Origin of the sequence: Halomonas garicola (assembly GCF_031935715.1) — a bacterium.
In the GTDB taxonomy this organism is placed as follows: Bacteria; Pseudomonadota; Gammaproteobacteria; order Pseudomonadales; family Halomonadaceae; genus Vreelandella; species Vreelandella garicola.
In genome coordinates this window covers 1-15,862 of record NZ_JASSZF010000005.1, presented here as the reverse complement: position 1 = coordinate 15,862, position 15,862 = coordinate 1, and the positions used below count along the sequence as shown (strand labels likewise).

Genomic DNA, 15,862 nt, shown 5'->3' with positions numbered 1-15,862 from the left:
GTCTCCTGCGCTTGCTGCGCGGTTAAGCTTGCGGCGCGCCGGCGTGGCGCTGAAGCTGCCGGCCGGCTCTCTCGCGTGCCCGCCGGTCGGCGTCGATAATCGCGTCAAGGCTTTCCGCGGCGGCCACCGGCTGGCTTGCGAGCACGTCTTCCACCACCCGGGCAATGGCGGCGAACCCCAGCCGGTGGTGCAGAAAGGCGTCGACGGCCACTTCGTTGGCGGCGTTGAGCACCGCGGGCGCCGTACCGCCGGCGAGCATGGCCTCCCGGGCCAGGCGCAGGCAGGGAAAGCGCGCCTCGTCGGGGCGTTCGAAGTCCAGCCGCGCGACCTGGAAAAGATCAAGCGACTGCACCCCGGCATCGATGCGTTCGGGCCAGGCCAGGCCGTAGGCAATGGGCGTGCGCATGTCGGGATTGCCCATCTGCGCAATCACCGAGCCGTCGTCGTAGGCCGCCATGGAGTGCACCACGCTCTGCGGGTGTACCACTACCTGCACCTGGCCAGGCTCGGCGTCGAACAGCCAGCAGGCCTCGATGAGCTCAAGGCCCTTGTTCATCAGCGTGGCGCTGTCCACCGAGATCTTCCGGCCCATGGACCAGTTGGGGTGGGCGCAGGCCTGCTCGGGGGTCACCTGCTCCAGGGCGTCGCGGCTCAGGTCGCGAAACGGCCCGCCCGAGGCGGTGAGCAGCAGCTGCGAGACGCCGTGGCGGGAAAGCCCCCCGCGATGCTCGGCGGGTAGACACTGGTAGATGGCGTTATGTTCCGAGTCGATCGGCAACAGCGTCGCGCCGGACGCCGCTACGGCGTCCATGAACAGCGCCCCGCTCATCACCAGCGCTTCCTTATTGGCCAAAAGCACGCGCTTGCCGGCTCGGGCCGCGGCGAGCGAGGGCAAAAGCCCGGCGCCGCCGACGATCGCCGCCATGACGGTGTCAGCGGCGCTGTCCCGGGCGACGTCGCACAGCGCCTCGGCGCCTGACGCCACCTCGGTTGCCAGCCCGGCGGCGGCAAGCTCGCGGCGAAGCCAGGCGGCGTCTTCTTCGCCGCCGAGCACCGCCACCGCCGGGCGATGCACCAGGCACTGGGCGAGAAGCGCCTCCCGGGAGCGGTGGGCGGTCAGCGCATGCATCCGGTAGCGCTCCGGGTGGCGGGCGATCACGTCTAACGTGCTTTGGCCAATGGAGCCCGTGGCGCCAAGCACGGTGACCCGGCGAACGGCGGCGTCGGTCATAGCGGCAGCACCTGCAGATACAAAAGCGCAAATATCGGCACCGCCGCGGTCAGGCTGTCGATGCGGTCGAGCACGCCGCCGTGGCCGGGCAGCAGCGTGCTTGAATCCTTGATGCCGCGGTGGCGCTTGAGCATGCTCTCCAGCAGATCGCCGAGCACCGATACCAGGGTCACGCCGGCGGCGATCACCAGCAGCATGGCCGCGGCAGCGGCCTCCAGCGACTGCCAGACGGCAAAGCCGAGCGCCAGCAGCGCCGTGGCGCCCATGCCGCCCCACACGCCCTCCCAGGTCTTGCCCGGGCTGACGCCGGGGGCGAGCTTGCGCCGGCCAAAGCGCCGGCCGGCAAAGTAGGCGCCGATATCCGCCGCCCACACCAGCAGCAGCACAAACAGCAGCCAGACGCCGCCTGGCTCGGTGGCGCGCAGCACGTTAAAGCCTACCCAGCACGGCACCAGCACCCAGAGGCCCATGGCGAGTCGCCGGGGCGTCGAGCCCCACCGGGCGGTGCCCACGGGATAGCGCGACACCCAGTAAAAATTGAGCGCCCAGCCCAGCGCCCCCAGCGCCAGCGGCCAGGCGGCGCGGGCCGCGCCGGCAAACCACAGCGCCAGCAGCACCCCGGCCAGGCCGGCTACCGTAAGCCCGCGCCCGAGCGACGTCGTGACGCCGGCCAGATTGGCCCACTCCCGGCCGGCCAGCAGCACAATGGCGCCGGCAAACAGCGCAAAAGCGCCGCCGTCAAGGCCGAACAGCCCGGCAAGCGCCAGCGGCGCCAGCCAGGCGGCGGTAATAATGCGCTGTTTAAGCACCCCGGGCCTCTATCTGTTCGTGAGTCTTGCCAAAGCGGCGCTTGCGTCCGGCAAAGTCGTCAAGGGCGGCATCCAGCGCCTCGGCGCCAAAGTCCGGCCACAAAAGCGGCGCAAAGTACAGCTCGGCGTAGGCCAGCTGCCAGAGCATGAAGTTGGACAGGCGCTGCTCGCCGCTGGTACGGATACACAGGTCAACCGGCGGCACGCCGGAGTGCCCCATGGCCTGGTCCAGGCGCTCGGCGTCCACTTCGGAAGCATCGAGTTTTCCGGCCGCCACCTGTTCGGCCAGGCGCCGGGCGGCGCAGGCGATATCCCACTTGCCGCCGTAGTTGGCGGCAATCACCAGGTGCATACCGGTATTGTCCCGGGTCAGCGTTTCGGCCCGCTGGATCTGCTGCTGGATGGCGTGGGAAAAGGCCCCGCGATCACCCAGCACGGTCAGGCGAACGCCGCGCTCGTGAAGCTTTTTGACCTCGCGCTTGAGCGCCATCAAAAAAAGCTCCATGAGCGCGTTGACCTCTGACGCCGGGCGCTTCCAGTTCTCGCTGGAGAAGGCGAACAGGCTAAGCGTGGCGACGCCCCGCTCGGCGGCGCGCTTGATGACCGCGCGAACCGACTCGACGCCGGCCCGGTGGCCGCGCACGCCGGCCAGGCCGCGCTGCTTGGCCCAGCGGTTGTTGCCGTCCATGATCACGGCCACGTGGGCAGGCAACGGCGGTGCGCCCGAGGGTGCGCCGGAGACGCCGGCGCTGGCCGGCCCTGTATCATCAGCAAGCGGCTCATCAGAAAGCGGCGGTGGCGTCATAGCGTCTCGGCCCCGTAATCGTGCGTAAAAAAACGGCGTGCGGCCGCATGTCATACCTTCAGCAGGTCGTCTTCCTTGGAAGCCAGCGCCTTGTCGATTTCGGCGATGTGCTTGTCGGTCAGCTTCTGGATCTCTTCTTCGCCCAGGCGCTGGTCATCTTCGCTGATGTCCTTGTCCTTGAGCCGCGTCTTGAAGGTGGCGTTGGCATCGCGACGCACGTTGCGCACGGCAACCCGGGCGTTTTCCGCTTCGCTGCGCGCCTGCTTGATATAGCCCTTGCGCGTCTCCTCGGTCAGCATCGGCAGGGGCACGCGGATCACGTGGCCGGCGCTTGCCGGGTTGAGCCCCAGATCCGAGGTCATGATGGCCTTCTCGATCTTGGGCACCATGCTGCCCTCCCAAGGGCTCACCGCCAGCGTGCGCGCGTCTTCCACGTTGATCGACGCGACCTGGTTGAGCGGCACCTCGCCGCCGTAATAGTCTACGGTGACCGAGTCGAGAAGGCTCGGATGAGCGCGACCGGTACGGATCTTGTTGAAGTTGGTGTGCAGCACATCCACGCTTTTCTTCATGCGGGCTGCGGCATCTTTCTTGATGTCTTCCATTACGTCTACCCTCTGTTAATCAGCGTGCCTTCCCGGCCCCCGACGACCAGATTCAACAGGGCCCCGGGCTTATTCATGTCAAATACCCGCACCGGCATATTATGGTCACGTACCAGGCAGATAGCGGTCAAATCCATAACGCCAAGCTTCTGCTCCAGGGCGTCATCGTAGCTCAGCTGCTCGTACTTCACCGCATCGGCGTGTTTTACCGGGTCCTTGTCGTAGACGCCGTCGACCTTGGTGGCCTTGACCACGACGTCGGCGTCGACCTCGATACCGCGCAGGCAGGCGGCGGAATCGGTGGTGAAAAACGGATTGCCGGTGCCGGCGGAAAACAGCACCACGTCGCCCGACGTCAGGTAGCGAATCGCCGAACGGCGGTCGTAGTGCTCGACCACGCCGCTCATCTGGATGGCCGACATGACCCGGGAGCGGATGTTGGAGCGCTCCAGGGCGTCGCGCATGGCCAGGGCGTTCATCACCGTCGCCAGCATGCCCATGTGGTCGCCGGTGACGCGATCCATCCCGGCCTCGTTGAGCGCTGCGCCGCGGAACAGGTTGCCGCCGCCGATGACGATCCCCACCTGGACGCCGATACCGACCAGCTGGCCGATTTCCAGCGCCATGCGGTCAAGCACCTTGGGATCAATGCCGAATTCGTGATCTCCCATCAGCGCCTCGCCCGACAGCTTGAGCAAAATACGCCTGTAGTTCGATTTGGCATCGCTCGCCTTCGAGCTTTCAGCCGGTTGCGCGGCGGGGGTCAGCGGTTCGTTCGTCTCGTTGGGCATGGCAACTCTCCTGCAGCAGGCCTGAACACCGGATGGTATGGCAATGGCTCCCGGCTGAGGGGAGCAGATACACGAAGGCGTGCGCCGAGACGCACGCCTTGCGCGTTGAAACGTCTGACCTTACGCGCGGCCAGCCTGTTCCATCACTTCCTGGGCAAAATCGACTTCCTCGACCTCAATGCCTTCACCCACTTCAAAACGGGTAAAGCTGGTCACTTCGCCGCCGGCTTCCTTGACGTATTCGGCCACGGTCTGGTCGGGGTTCTTGACGAACGCCTGTTCGGTCAGGCTGTTTTCCGCCAGGTACTTCTTGAGACGGCCCTGAACCATTTTCTCGGCGATGTTCTCCGGCTTGCCGGCCATGTCCGGCTGGGCCATGATAATCGCCTTTTCTTCGTCCAGCTGCTCTTGGGGCATGTCTTCCGGACGCGTCGCTGCGGGGTTGATCGCCGCCACGTGCATGGCAACGTCCCGAGCGGCGTCAACGGTGCCGCCCTTGAGCACGGTGAGCACGGTGAGCACGCCAATGCGGCCGCCGTGGACGTACTCGCCTACGATGCTGCCTTCGCCGGGATCCACGACCACGGCGCGACGTACGCTGATGTTCTCGCCGATCTTCTGCACCAGCTCTTCGCGAGTCTTTTCCAGCTCGCCGTCCATGACCGCGGCCACGTCGTCGCTTTTCGCGGCGAAGAAGGCATCAACGATGGTGCTGGCAAAGCCGGTGAAGTTATCGTCCCGGGCGACGAAGTCGGTTTCCGAGTTGATCTCGACCATGACGCCGTAGCTGCCGTTGTCGGCCACCTTGGTCACCACAGCACCTTCGGCGGCGGTACGGTCGGCTTTCTTGGCGGCTTTGAGGCCGGAGTTCTTGCGCAGGTTTTCGATCGCGACGTCGATATCGCCGTCGGTTTCGGTGAGTGCTTTTTTACACTCCATCATGCCAAGGCCGGTGCGCTCGCGCAGTTCCTTGACCTGAGAGGCACTGATAGCTGCCATGGAAATTCACCTCTAATGAGTCTGACTGAATGATGAAACGCCAGGGCCAGGGAGCCTAAGCCCCCTGGCCGGTACCACGGGCGAGCCGTCTTACTCGGCGGCGGCGCTCTGATCAGCGGCGCCCTCTTCGGCGGCGGGCGCTTCGTCGGTCACTTCGACGAACTCGTCCGGGTCCCCTTCCTTGGCGCTGGCGCAGGCATCGGCAATGGCCTTGACGTAGATCTGGATGGCGCGGATGGAGTCATCGTTGCCCGGGATCACGTAGTCGACACCGTCGGGGTTGGAGTTGGTATCCACCACGCCGATGACCGGGATGCCCAGCTTGTTGGCTTCGTTGATGGCCAGGCGCTCGTGATCGACGTCGACCACGAACAGCGCGTCCGGCAGGCCGTTCATGTGCTTGATACCGCCGATGGAGCGCTCGAGCTTTTCCTGCTCGCGGGTCGTCATCAGCACTTCTTTCTTGACCAGCTTGTCAAAAGTGCCGTCTTCACGCATGGCTTCCAGATCGTGCAGGCGCTTGATCGACTGCCGGATCGTCTTGAAGTTGGTCAGCATGCCGCCGAGCCAGCGGTGGTTGACGAACGGCTGACCCACGCGGTTGGCTTCTTCCTTGATGATCTTGCTGGCGCTGCGCTTGGTGCCCACAAACAGAATTTTGTTGTTGGCCGCGGCCATCTTGGTCACCACGTCGATCGCTTCGTTCAGCGCCGGCAGCGTGTGCTCAAGGTTGATGATGTGAATCTTGTTGCGTGCGCCGAAGATGTACTGCCCCATCTTCGGGTTCCAGTAACGGGTCTGGTGGCCGAAGTGGGCGCCTGCCTTGAGCAGGTCACGCATATTGACATGTGCCATGGTAAAACTCCTGAAACTCGGGTTAGGCCTCCACGCACCCCATGGATCCGACCGGTGACGCCAAGTGGCGCTCATCGGCACCCGGGACCATGTGCCGGTGCATGTGTGTTTTCAAGGCTTGCTGTTAATGTAGTGGTGGCAGCCGCGCACGGCGCGAATTGCCGCTGCGCTTCTCTTCAGCCGCCAGCGACCGGACATGGTATCCCATCAGGGCCTTGCCGACAGGCGGACGATTGCAGGAAAGCGCGCGGCTTTATACCATAGATCCCCGTCAAGATGAAGTCGCTGCGCCTTTGTAAACCGGCTGACAAGGCACGCCATATAGCGCGCCGGGCCGGGCAGCACGCGGCCCCCGCCGTTTATCACCTTGCGTTTTCCACCCTTACTGCAACCGAGTGTCCATGAACGTTCCGATTAAAACGCCCGCCGAAATCGACAAGATGCGCGAAGCCGGCCGCCAGGCCGCCAGCGTGATTGAAATGATCACCCCCCACGTCAAGGCGGGCATCAGCACCGGGGAAGTCGACCGGCTGTGCCACGAGTATATCGTTGACGAGCTGGGCTCCACCCCGGCGCCGCTGAACTACCACGGCTTTCCCAAGGCCACCTGCACCTCGATCAACCACGTGGTCTGCCACGGCATTCCCGATGACGCCAAAAAGCTCAGGAAAGGCGACATCATGAACCTCGACATCACCGTCAAGACCGCCGACGGCTACCACGGGGACTCAAGCGTCATGTTCATCGTCGGCGAGTCGATCCAGGGTGAGCGGCTGAGCCGCGTGACCCAGGAATGCCTGTATAAAAGCATGGCGGCGATCAAGCCCGGCGTGCGCCTGTCACAGCTTGCCCGGGTCATCCAGGACCACGCCGAGGATCACGGCTACTCGGTGGTACGCGACTTCTGCGGCCACGGTATCGGCGCGGGCTTTCACGAAGAGCCGCAGTTTCTCCACTACGACGGCTACGCCCCGGAAGCCGACATCGAGCTTGCCGCCGGCATGTGCTTTACCATCGAGCCCATGATCAACGTCGGCAGCTACAAGACCAAGGTGCTGCGCGACGGCTGGACGGCGGTCACCCGGGACCGCGGCCTTTCCGCCCAGTGGGAGCACACTCTGCTGGTCACCGACACCGGCGTGGAAGTGCTCACCGCGCGCGGCGACGAAGACCTGAGCTTTCTCGAGCGCTGATGCTACTCCACCATTACCGCTTCGTGCCGGACACCACCCTGCTCGACCTTGACACCTTTCGCGCCGAGCTTGCCGGCTCGCGCTCGCCGGTAGCGCCGTTCAAGGCCGCGCTTGAATCCCTGCAGGAACGGCTCGACGCGCGGTTTCGCGCAGGCGCGGATATCCGCGACCTGGTGCGCGGCCGCGCCTGGCACCTCGACCGGCTGCTGGCCATTGCCTGGGAGCAGCACGCCTGGCCCGACGACGGCATCGCCCTGCTCGCCGTGGGCGGCTTTGGCCGCGGCGAGCTGCACCCGCATTCCGACATCGACCTGATGGTGCTGCTCGAAGGCGACGACGATCGCGCCTACCGCGAGCCGCTCACCGCCTTTATCACCTTTCTCTGGGATATCGGCCTGGAAATCGGCCACAGCGTGCGCTCGCTCAACGACTGCGAGCGCGAAGCCGAAGCCGACGTCACGGTCATGACCAACCTGCTGGAAACGCGCCTGATCAAGGGCCCCGAGCGCCTGCGCAAGGCCATGCGCGAGCGCCTGGGCGCCGAGCGCCTGTGGCCGGCGGACCGCTTTTTCGCCGCCAAGCGCGACGAGCAGATCGCCCGTCACCAGCGCTACAACAACTCCGAGTACCATCTCGAACCCAACATCAAAAGCTCCCCCGGGGGGCTTCGCGACATCCAGATGATCGGCTGGGTGGCCAAGCGCCACTTTGCTACCGAATACTACGCCGACATCGTCGCCAAAGGCTTCATGAACGACGCCGAGCTGCGCATTGTCAGCCAGGGCCAGGCGTTTTTGTGGCAGGTGCGCTACGCCCTGCACATGCTGGCCGATCGCGCCGAAGACCGGCTGCTGTTTGACCACCAGCGCCGCATCGCCGAGCTATTTGGCTTCAGGGACACCGCCGAGCGCCTCGCCGTCGAGCAGTTCATGAAGCGCTACTACCGCCACGTAACGGCGCTTGCCGGGCTCAACGACATGCTGCTGCAGCACTTTGACGAAGTCATCCTGCGCGGCGGCGAGGCGCTCGATACGGTCACGCTTAACGCGCGCTTCGAAACCCGGGGCGGCTATATCCAGGCGCGCTCGCGTGGCCTTTTCCGCGAGCACCCCGAGGCGCTTCTCGAGCTCTTCCTGCTCATGGCCGAGCACCCCGAGATCGAAGGCGTGCGCGCCGACACCATCCGCCTGATCCGCGACCATCGCCACCTGGTCGACGACAACTACCGCGACGCCCCCGAGCACCAGCGACTGTTCATGGCGCTTCTACGCTCGTCGGGCAACGTCCCGCGCCAGCTTAAGCGGATGAACCGCTACGGCATTCTGGGCAAGTACCTGCCCGACTTTGGCCGGGCGGTGGGGCTGATGCAGCATGATCTCTTTCACCTCTACACCATCGACGCCCACACCCTGAAGCTGCTCAAGCTTTTGCACCGCTTTCGCAAGCCCGAAGCCCGAACGGACTTCGCCGTGGCCGCCGAGCTGATGCCCAGGCTGCCCAAGCTCGACGTGCTGTGGATCGTCGGGCTCTTTCACGATATCGGCAAGGGTCGCGGCGGCGATCATTCGATCATCGGCGCCCGGGACGTGGAAGCCTTTTGCCAGCGCCACCGGCTGTCCCCCCACGACACCCGCCTTGCCGCTTGGCTGGTGGAGCATCATTTGTTGATGTCGATGATCGCGCAGAAGCGCGACATTACCGACCCCGAGGTCATCCGCGACTTCGCCCTCACGGTGCAAAACGAAACCCGGCTGAACTATCTTTACGTGCTCACCGTGGCCGACATCAACGCCACCAACCCGTCGCTGTGGAACGGCTGGCGGGCCACGCTTTTGCGCCAGCTTCACGCCGAAACCAAGCGCGCGCTGCGCCGGGGGCTGCACAACCCGCCGGACCGCGACGACTGGGTCCGCGAAACCCGGGACGAAGCCCGCGCGCTGCTCCACGACGCCGGCATCGACGACGCGCACATCGACCCGCTGTGGGCGTCGCTTGGCGAAGACTACTTTCTCCAGTACGCCCCCGGCGAGATCAGCTGGCAGACCCGGGGTATTCTTGCCCACCGGGAAACGCACCTGCCGCTGGTGCTGATCAGCGCCCCCGACGGCACCGCCGAAGGCGGCACCCAGGTGTTCATCCACACCCGCTCGGTGGACGATCTCTTTGCCGCCACCGCCGCGGCCATGGAGCAGCTGGGGCTTTCGATCCACGACGCCCGCATCGCCACCTCGCGCAACGACTGGACGCTGAATACCTTCATCGTGCTGGATAACCAGCACCAGGCCATCCGCGACGACGAGCGCATCGAAGAAATGCGCCGCCATCTGGTCGAGGAGCTCGACGACCCGGACGACTATCCGCGCATCGTCACCCGGCATACGCCGCGCAAGCTCAAGCATTTCAAGGTGCCCACCACCGTGCTCATCGAGCAGGACCCGGCCAACGAGCGCACCCTGCTCGAGCTCACCGCCCCGGACCGCCCCGGCCTGCTGGCCCGAGTGGGGCGCATTTTCATGGAGCAGGACATCGCCCTTTCCGCGGCCAAGATCGCCACCCTCGGCGAGCGCGTGGAGGACGTCTTCTTCATCACCACCAAAGCCGGCGAGCCGCTGACCGACCCTGAACGCCAGGATCAGCTGCGCGAACGCCTGACCGAGGTGCTGGGCGTATAGCCCGCCACCCCAGCCCCTGACGACCCGCATGGAGGATGACGCACATGCTCAGCTTTGCTCTCGGCATCGGCACCCAGAACACCCGGGGGGACTGGCTGGAGATCTACTACCCGGCGCCGCTTGTGCATCCCGACGCCAGCCTGGTCGCCGCGGTGCAAAAAACGCTCGACGCACCAAAGGGCACCGCGGCCGTAAGCTTTCTCCCCGAGGACTGCGCGGCCCTGGCCGAGGCGCTCAAGGATGCCGGCCACCCCGAGCAGGCCGACCTTGCCGAGGCGCTGGCCGCCAGCCGGCGCCCGCTGGTGGCCATGCTGGTGGACGCCAACCGGCCGCCGCAGACGACCCCCGAGGTCTATCTCAAGCTGCACCTGCTGTCCCACCGCCTGGTCAAGCCCCACGGCGCTGACCTGACCGGCATGTTCGGCCTGCTGCGCAACGTGGCCTGGACCAGCGAAGGCGCCATCGACGTCGACGAGCTGCCCGCCCGCCGGCTGAAGGCCCGCCTCGAGGGCCGCGCCCTGAGCGTAGCAAGCGTGGACAAGTTCCCCCGCATGGCCGACTACGTAGTGCCCGAGGGCGTGCGCATCGGCGACGCCTCCCGGGTGCGCCTGGGCGCCTACCTGGGCGAGGGCACCACGGTCATGCACGAAGGATTTGTCAACTTCAACGCCGGAAGCGAGGGCCCAAGCATGATAGAAGGTCGCGTGTCCGCCGGCGTCATTGTCGGCCGGGGCTCGGATCTCGGCGGCGGCAGCTCGACCATGGGCACGCTCTCCGGCGGCGGCAACCTTATCATCAGGGTGGGCGAAGACTGCCTGATCGGCGCCAACGCCGGCGTCGGCATACCCCTCGGCGATCGCTGCACCGTCGAAGCCGGCCTCTACGTCACCGCCGGGGCCAGAGTCACGCTGATCGACGCCGACGGCGAGGAGGCCGGCGTCGTCACCGCCCGGGAGCTCGCCGGCCAGAGCGACCTGCTGCTGCGCCGCCACTCCCAAAGCGGGCGCATCGAGTGCCTGACCAACCAGAGCGCCGTGGCGCTGAACGAGGCGCTGCATGTGCATAACTGAGCCGGCCGGCCTCTCGCCGACGCTCAGGCTCGCCTTTGAGCTGATACGCCGGCCGTCGGTCACGCCCGACGACGAAGGCTGCCAGGCCGTGCTGATCGAGCGCCTGGAAGCGCTTGGCTTTCACGTCGAGCGCCTGCCCTTCGGCGACGTCGATAATTTCTGGGCGGTGCGCGGCCACCACGGTCCGGTGCTGGCCTTTGCCGGGCACACCGACGTGGTGCCCAGCGGCCCGGAAAGCGCCTGGGAACACCCGCCGTTTGCGCCCTGCGTTGACGCCGACCGCATGCTCTGCGGGCGCGGTGCGGCGGACATGAAAGGCAGCCTTGCCGCCATGGTCATCGCCGTCGAGCGTTTTATCGCCGAGCACCCGGACCACGACGGGCGCATCGCCTTTCTGATCACCTCGGACGAGGAAGGCCCCGCCGTTGACGGCACCCGAGCCGTGGTCGAACACCTGCGCGAACGCCACGAGCGCCTGGACTACTGCCTGGTCGGCGAACCCTCGTCCACGGCGCGGCCGGGGGATGTGATCAAGAACGGCCGGCGCGGCTCGCTTGGCGGCACGCTGCGGGTCAAGGGCGTTCAGGGCCACGTGGCCTACCCCCATCTGGCGCAAAATCCCATCCATCAGGCCATGCCGGCGCTGGATGCGCTAGCCCGGGAGCACTGGGACAGCGGCAACGACTTCTTCCCTGCCACCAGCTTTCAGATCGCCGGCCTGCGCGCGGGCACCGGCGCCACCAACGTTATTCCCGGCGAGCTTGAGGCGGTATTCAACTTCCGTTTCTCCACGGAGATCACCCAGGAGGCGCTCCGGGCGCGCACCGAGGCGCTGCTCGACGCCCACGGGCTGACCTACGAGCTTGACTGGGCGCTCAACGGCAACCCCTTCCTCACCGCCGAAGGCGCGCTGGTGGACGCCACCGTCCGGGGCATAGAAGCCGTGACCGGCGAGCGCCCGCGGCTTTCCACCTCCGGCGGCACCTCGGACGGGCGCTTCATCGCCACCCTCGGCGCCCAGGTGGTCGAGCTCGGACCGCCCAACGCCACCATCCACAAGGTCAACGAGCGCGTTCGCGCCGACGACCTGGAGACGCTCGGGGACATCTACACGGCCATTCTCGAAGCGCTTTTCGTCCCGGCTCAGCGCGGATGACGGGGGGAGGCGGGGCTGGCTGCGAACGCAGCATGGCCACCTCGGGGTTTTCTACTGTCCCCCCGCAACTACGAGATCGCCACGTCGCTGCGCGACTCGCGATGACTGCAGCGGGGAAAGCGCCCATGCCCACTATGTCATAGCAGCGATAGCCCTGCGGGGCATTCCGCTCACCTTCTGAGTGAGTCGGACAAACTCAATATGGCAGACTCAATTTCGTGACTGGTCAACGAGGCATAACCCAATAGCCATCCCTGCTGCTTCTCCTTTCCCGCATACAAGCGGCTGAGCCCGGGTAACAGCACTCCAGCGGTGGCTGCGCGGCGGATGGTCTCCAGCTCCGACCATCCTGAAGCCAGAAAACAAGGAATCTGCAATCCGCCGGCGGGACGTAAGGCGGTGACAATCCCATCCAGATGGTTGGCAATCGCATCAAGAATTACCTCTCTGCGATCCGCGTAGAGCTTACGCATGGCGCGAACGTGGGAGGTATAATGGCCCTCGTCCATAAATCGCGCCAGGGTTAACTGAAGGATCTGTGGCGTGTGCCCGTCCATGATGCTTCTCGCGTAGGTGAAGGCGCTTACCAGCTCCTCCGGCAAGGCCATGTAGCCTATTCTGAGGCCGGGATAGAGGGTCTTGCTGAACGTGCCCAAATAGATAGTTCTATGATGTTGATCAACACCTTGAACGCAGGCGGTGGGTAAACCCTCATAGTGAAACTCGCTGTCGTAATCGTCTTCGATGATCCAGCCGCCGTTTTCTACGGCCCAATGGGTCAAGTCCAACCTGCGCTCCAGCGAAAGTATCGCCCCGGTAGGATATTGGTGTGACGGCGTGACAAACACACAGTTTGCACCGCTCCGATCCGCTCGCAGCTGATCGGTTCGAATGCCCTGAGCGTCAACGTCGACGGGGACCGTTTTGGCCTCGGCCGCTTCAAATGCCCGCTTGGCGCCCAGGTAACCCGGATTCTCCATCAGGATGGACTCGCCGGCGTCAACCAATAGCTGGGCGCATAAAAACAGTGCCTGCCGGGTGCTGCTTAACACGAGAATCTGGCTGGCAGAGACCTTCGCGCCCCGCTCGAGGCTTAAATAAGTAGCGATGGCTTTACGCAGCGGCTCGGCACCTTGCGGATCCCCGTGCAGCAATACATGGGACCGATAGTCCTTCAGGGCCTTTCGCTGTAAGCGCTCCCAGACACCGGTGGGGAAGTTTCGCGTTTCGGGCAACCCTGTGGCGAACGCCCTGATGCTCTGCTGGTCAGTAACGCCCCCGCTTTCGAAAATCATCCGGCCCCGCTGGCTGAGGCCTGCGCCAGCCGCATCGATAGCGCCGCTGTAAGATGGTAGCTTCCTGCGTCCTTGCGCTATCCCGCGCAGCTCGGTACCCAGGGTCTCTAACACATAGCTTCCTGACCCGCCGCAGCGCACGATGAATTCGTCACGCTGCAGTTGCACATAAGCGTTTTCCACGGTATCCCGAGAAACGCCAAGCGATCTGGCCAGAGCGCGGGTCGCCGGCAGCTTGACCCCGGGATCAAGTGCGCCGTCAAGAATCAGCGTGCGCAGGGCACGCTGAATTCGCTGGTGCAGAGTCAAAGGCTGAAGGTCGGCATCGTTCATCCGCATCTTCAGCGTTTCAAGCTCGAATTGTCGGGTCATAGGTGCCCCAAGTGGTCTGGTTGTCTTACTGAAAGCGTACTGACTAAACGGACCAAAAGCATGTTACAAAGATAGCTCCCATGCGTAGTTATCCGTCCACTTTAAGGAGGCCCAGTACCGCCATGCCGACTCCTTCCGATATACAGACCCACCATGACCGGCACGGCCGGTATCCAGAGGCCGTCACGGTCGAGGACTTCCGGCGCAACCTGGCAGCGGTACAGGCACGTATCGATGCAGCCTGCCATCGCGTTGGCCGTGATCCGGCAACGGTACGTCTGCTGCCGGTCAGCAAGACCAAGCCCGAGGCCAGCCTGCGCATGGCCCATGCGGCGGGCTGTCGGATGCTGGGCGAGAACAAGGTGCAAGAAGCCTATCGCAAGTGGGAGGCCATGCAGGATTTGACCGATCTGCAGTGGTCCGCTATCGGCCACTTGCAAACCAACAAGGCCAAGCTGGTGGCACGCTTCGCTACTGAGTTTCAGGCGCTGGACAGTCTGCGCCTGGCCAGAGCGCTGGATCGTCGCCTGCAGATGCAGGGACGCTCTCTGGACGTGTTCGTACAGGTCAACACGTCCGGCGAGGAGAGCAAGTACGGACTGGCCCCCGAGGACGTGCCCAGCTTTATCCAGGCCTTGCCGGCGTTTTCCGCGCTTCGCGTGCGCGGTCTGATGACGCTTGCGCTGTTCTCCAGCGAGGCCGAACGGGTGCGCCAATGCTTCGTGCTGCTGCGCACCCTGCGTGATCGACTGCGGCAAAGCGCGCCTGCCGGCATCGAGCTGGACGCGTTATCCATGGGAATGTCCGGCGATTTCGAAATCGCCATCGAAGAAGGCGCCACGGTAGTGCGCGTCGGTCAGGCCATCTTTGGTGCCCGCGACCTGCCGGATAGTCACTACTGGCCGGGAGAGCCCACTGGGGACCAATCATGACCGAAGCAGCCTCTGTATCCGCACTGCACCCAATGCAGCTGGATGTGGTCTCGGTGCAGTCCCAGGTGGTTTATGGGCGGGTGGGCAACAACGTTGCGGTTCCGGCCCTGGAGGCGCTGGCCTTGACGGTGGCCGCTGTACCCACCGTGATATTCAGTAACACGCCGCACTACCCGACGATACACGGCGGCGCGGTGCCCATCGAATGGTTCGATGGCTATTTGCAGGATCTTTCCGCGCGCGGAGCCTTGAATGCGCTACGCACCATTCTGGTCGGCTATCTTGGCAACCCGGCGCAGGCGCAGGCCCTGGAGCGCTGGGTGCGAGGGCTGCTGATAGAGCATGCCAACCTGCGCATCGTGATCGATCCGGTGATCGGCGATCACGACCACGGTATCTACGTCGATCCGGAGCTGATCGACTCCTACCGCAGCCTGCTGCCTCTGGCCGATGGGTTAACGCCGAACGGCTTTGAACTGGGGCATCTGACCGGGTTGGCGGTGAACGACGTTGACAGCGCCATTACCGCTGCCCGCACGCTGCTGACGGGGCGCACGCAGTGGGTCGCGGTAACCAGCACTGCGCCCGATACTCGGGTTGGGAATGAGGTGCAGGTGGTGCTCGTGACCCGCACGCAAGCCGAGGTTATTGCGCATCCCTTCATTCACGCCTCACCCAAGGGCATTGGCGATCTGTTCTGCGCCACCCTGACCGGGCACTGGATCAAGGGTGCCGGCCTGCCAGAAGCCACTGCGCAAGCGTGCCGCCAGGTCATGCGCGCATTGCGCCATACGGATCAGAAGCGCTGCGCCGAACTCCTGCTGCCACCGAGGGCAAAGGGCCACGGCAACGACGCAGGACAGAGGCATGAATACATACGCCACTTTACCTATCGGATCCAATCCGGGGATACCTCATGAAACCAGCAACCTCTCCCCTGATGCGGGCTTATGCCTGACGAATCCCCACGAATATGTTGCTACTCGCCGCATAGGCTCTGCTCCCTGACTTCCTCGCGAAGTCGTGCTCGGAGGGTTGTCCAAGCAGGCCAAGGCACGGCGTCGGGTTGATGACGAC

Annotated in this window: 14 protein-coding genes; 6 read left to right on the top strand and 8 right to left on the bottom strand. The window is 64.8% G+C overall.

Annotated features, from left to right (window positions below):
- Positions 1 to 22: 22 nt before the first annotated feature.
- The 7 genes from ispC to rpsB all read right to left on the bottom strand — a co-directional run bounded on the left by ispC (position 23) and on the right by rpsB (position 6,095).
- The gene (gene ispC / locus RS027_RS03235; RefSeq protein WP_311954065.1) at positions 23 to 1,231 is read right to left on the bottom strand and encodes a 1-deoxy-D-xylulose-5-phosphate reductoisomerase; all 1,209 of its coding nucleotides are present in this window, start codon (positions 1,229 to 1,231) and stop codon (positions 23 to 25) included.
- The gene (locus tag RS027_RS03230; protein ID WP_311954063.1) at positions 1,228 to 2,040 is read right to left on the bottom strand and encodes a phosphatidate cytidylyltransferase; all 813 of its coding nucleotides are present in this window, start codon (positions 2,038 to 2,040) and stop codon (positions 1,228 to 1,230) included. The genes ispC and RS027_RS03230 overlap by 4 nt, the downstream gene beginning before the upstream one ends.
- A complete protein-coding gene (gene uppS / locus RS027_RS03225; protein ID WP_376717574.1) occupies positions 2,033 to 2,728 on the bottom strand; it encodes a polyprenyl diphosphate synthase in 696 nt (231 codons plus the stop codon). Before uppS ends, RS027_RS03230 begins: the two co-directional genes overlap by 8 nt.
- A 167-nt stretch (positions 2,729 to 2,895) precedes the next feature.
- The gene (gene frr, locus RS027_RS03220; protein WP_311954058.1) at positions 2,896 to 3,450 is read right to left on the bottom strand and encodes a ribosome recycling factor; all 555 of its coding nucleotides are present in this window, start codon (positions 3,448 to 3,450) and stop codon (positions 2,896 to 2,898) included.
- Between the two features lie 5 nt (positions 3,451 to 3,455).
- Complete coding sequence (gene pyrH, locus RS027_RS03215) at positions 3,456 to 4,241, bottom strand: UMP kinase (protein WP_311954057.1); 786 nt, start codon at positions 4,239 to 4,241, stop codon at positions 3,456 to 3,458.
- A gap of 120 nt (positions 4,242 to 4,361) precedes the next feature.
- Positions 4,362 to 5,240, bottom strand: coding sequence for a translation elongation factor Ts (tsf, locus tag RS027_RS03210; RefSeq protein WP_311954054.1), 879 nt, complete (start codon positions 5,238 to 5,240; stop codon positions 4,362 to 4,364).
- A 90-nt stretch (positions 5,241 to 5,330) separates the two neighbouring features.
- Positions 5,331 to 6,095, bottom strand: a complete 765-nt coding sequence (rpsB, locus tag RS027_RS03205) for a 30S ribosomal protein S2 (RefSeq protein ID WP_311954052.1) — start codon at positions 6,093 to 6,095, stop codon at positions 5,331 to 5,333.
- A gap of 401 nt (positions 6,096 to 6,496) precedes the next feature.
- Between rpsB and map the strand changes: the two genes are divergently transcribed.
- Genes map through dapE form a run of 4 tightly spaced genes read left to right on the top strand, consistent with a single transcriptional unit; the run spans position 6,497 to position 12,186 of the window.
- Positions 6,497 to 7,288: a type I methionyl aminopeptidase gene (gene map, locus RS027_RS03200; protein WP_311954049.1), complete on the top strand. Its 792-nt coding sequence runs from the start codon at positions 6,497 to 6,499 to the stop codon at positions 7,286 to 7,288.
- On the top strand, positions 7,288 to 9,960 hold the full coding sequence (locus tag RS027_RS03195; protein ID WP_311954047.1) for a [protein-PII] uridylyltransferase: 2,673 nt from the start codon (positions 7,288 to 7,290) through the stop codon (positions 9,958 to 9,960). The genes map and RS027_RS03195 overlap by 1 nt, the downstream gene beginning before the upstream one ends.
- A gap of 44 nt (positions 9,961 to 10,004) precedes the next feature.
- On the top strand, positions 10,005 to 11,030 hold the full coding sequence (dapD, locus tag RS027_RS03190) for a 2,3,4,5-tetrahydropyridine-2,6-dicarboxylate N-succinyltransferase (RefSeq protein ID WP_311954044.1): 1,026 nt from the start codon (positions 10,005 to 10,007) through the stop codon (positions 11,028 to 11,030).
- On the top strand, positions 11,017 to 12,186 hold the full coding sequence (gene dapE, locus RS027_RS03185) for a succinyl-diaminopimelate desuccinylase (RefSeq protein WP_311954041.1): 1,170 nt from the start codon (positions 11,017 to 11,019) through the stop codon (positions 12,184 to 12,186). Before dapD ends, dapE begins: the two co-directional genes overlap by 14 nt.
- A gap of 170 nt (positions 12,187 to 12,356) precedes the next feature.
- On the opposite strand, the gene pdxR is transcribed toward dapE, so the two are convergent.
- Positions 12,357 to 13,853 (bottom strand): MocR-like pyridoxine biosynthesis transcription factor PdxR, encoded by a 1,497-nt coding sequence (pdxR, locus tag RS027_RS03180; protein ID WP_311954038.1) that lies wholly within the window; start codon positions 13,851 to 13,853, stop codon positions 12,357 to 12,359.
- Between the two features lie 122 nt (positions 13,854 to 13,975).
- Between pdxR and RS027_RS03175 the strand changes: the two genes are divergently transcribed.
- Positions 13,976 to 14,785 carry a YggS family pyridoxal phosphate-dependent enzyme gene (locus RS027_RS03175; protein WP_311954035.1) on the top strand — a complete coding sequence of 270 codons (810 nt, stop codon included), beginning with the start codon at positions 13,976 to 13,978 and terminating at the stop codon, positions 14,783 to 14,785.
- Positions 14,782 to 15,705 carry a pyridoxine/pyridoxal/pyridoxamine kinase gene (gene pdxK / locus RS027_RS03170; protein ID WP_311954032.1) on the top strand — a complete coding sequence of 308 codons (924 nt, stop codon included), beginning with the start codon at positions 14,782 to 14,784 and terminating at the stop codon, positions 15,703 to 15,705. The genes RS027_RS03175 and pdxK overlap by 4 nt, the downstream gene beginning before the upstream one ends.
- Positions 15,706 to 15,862 lie beyond the last annotated feature (157 nt).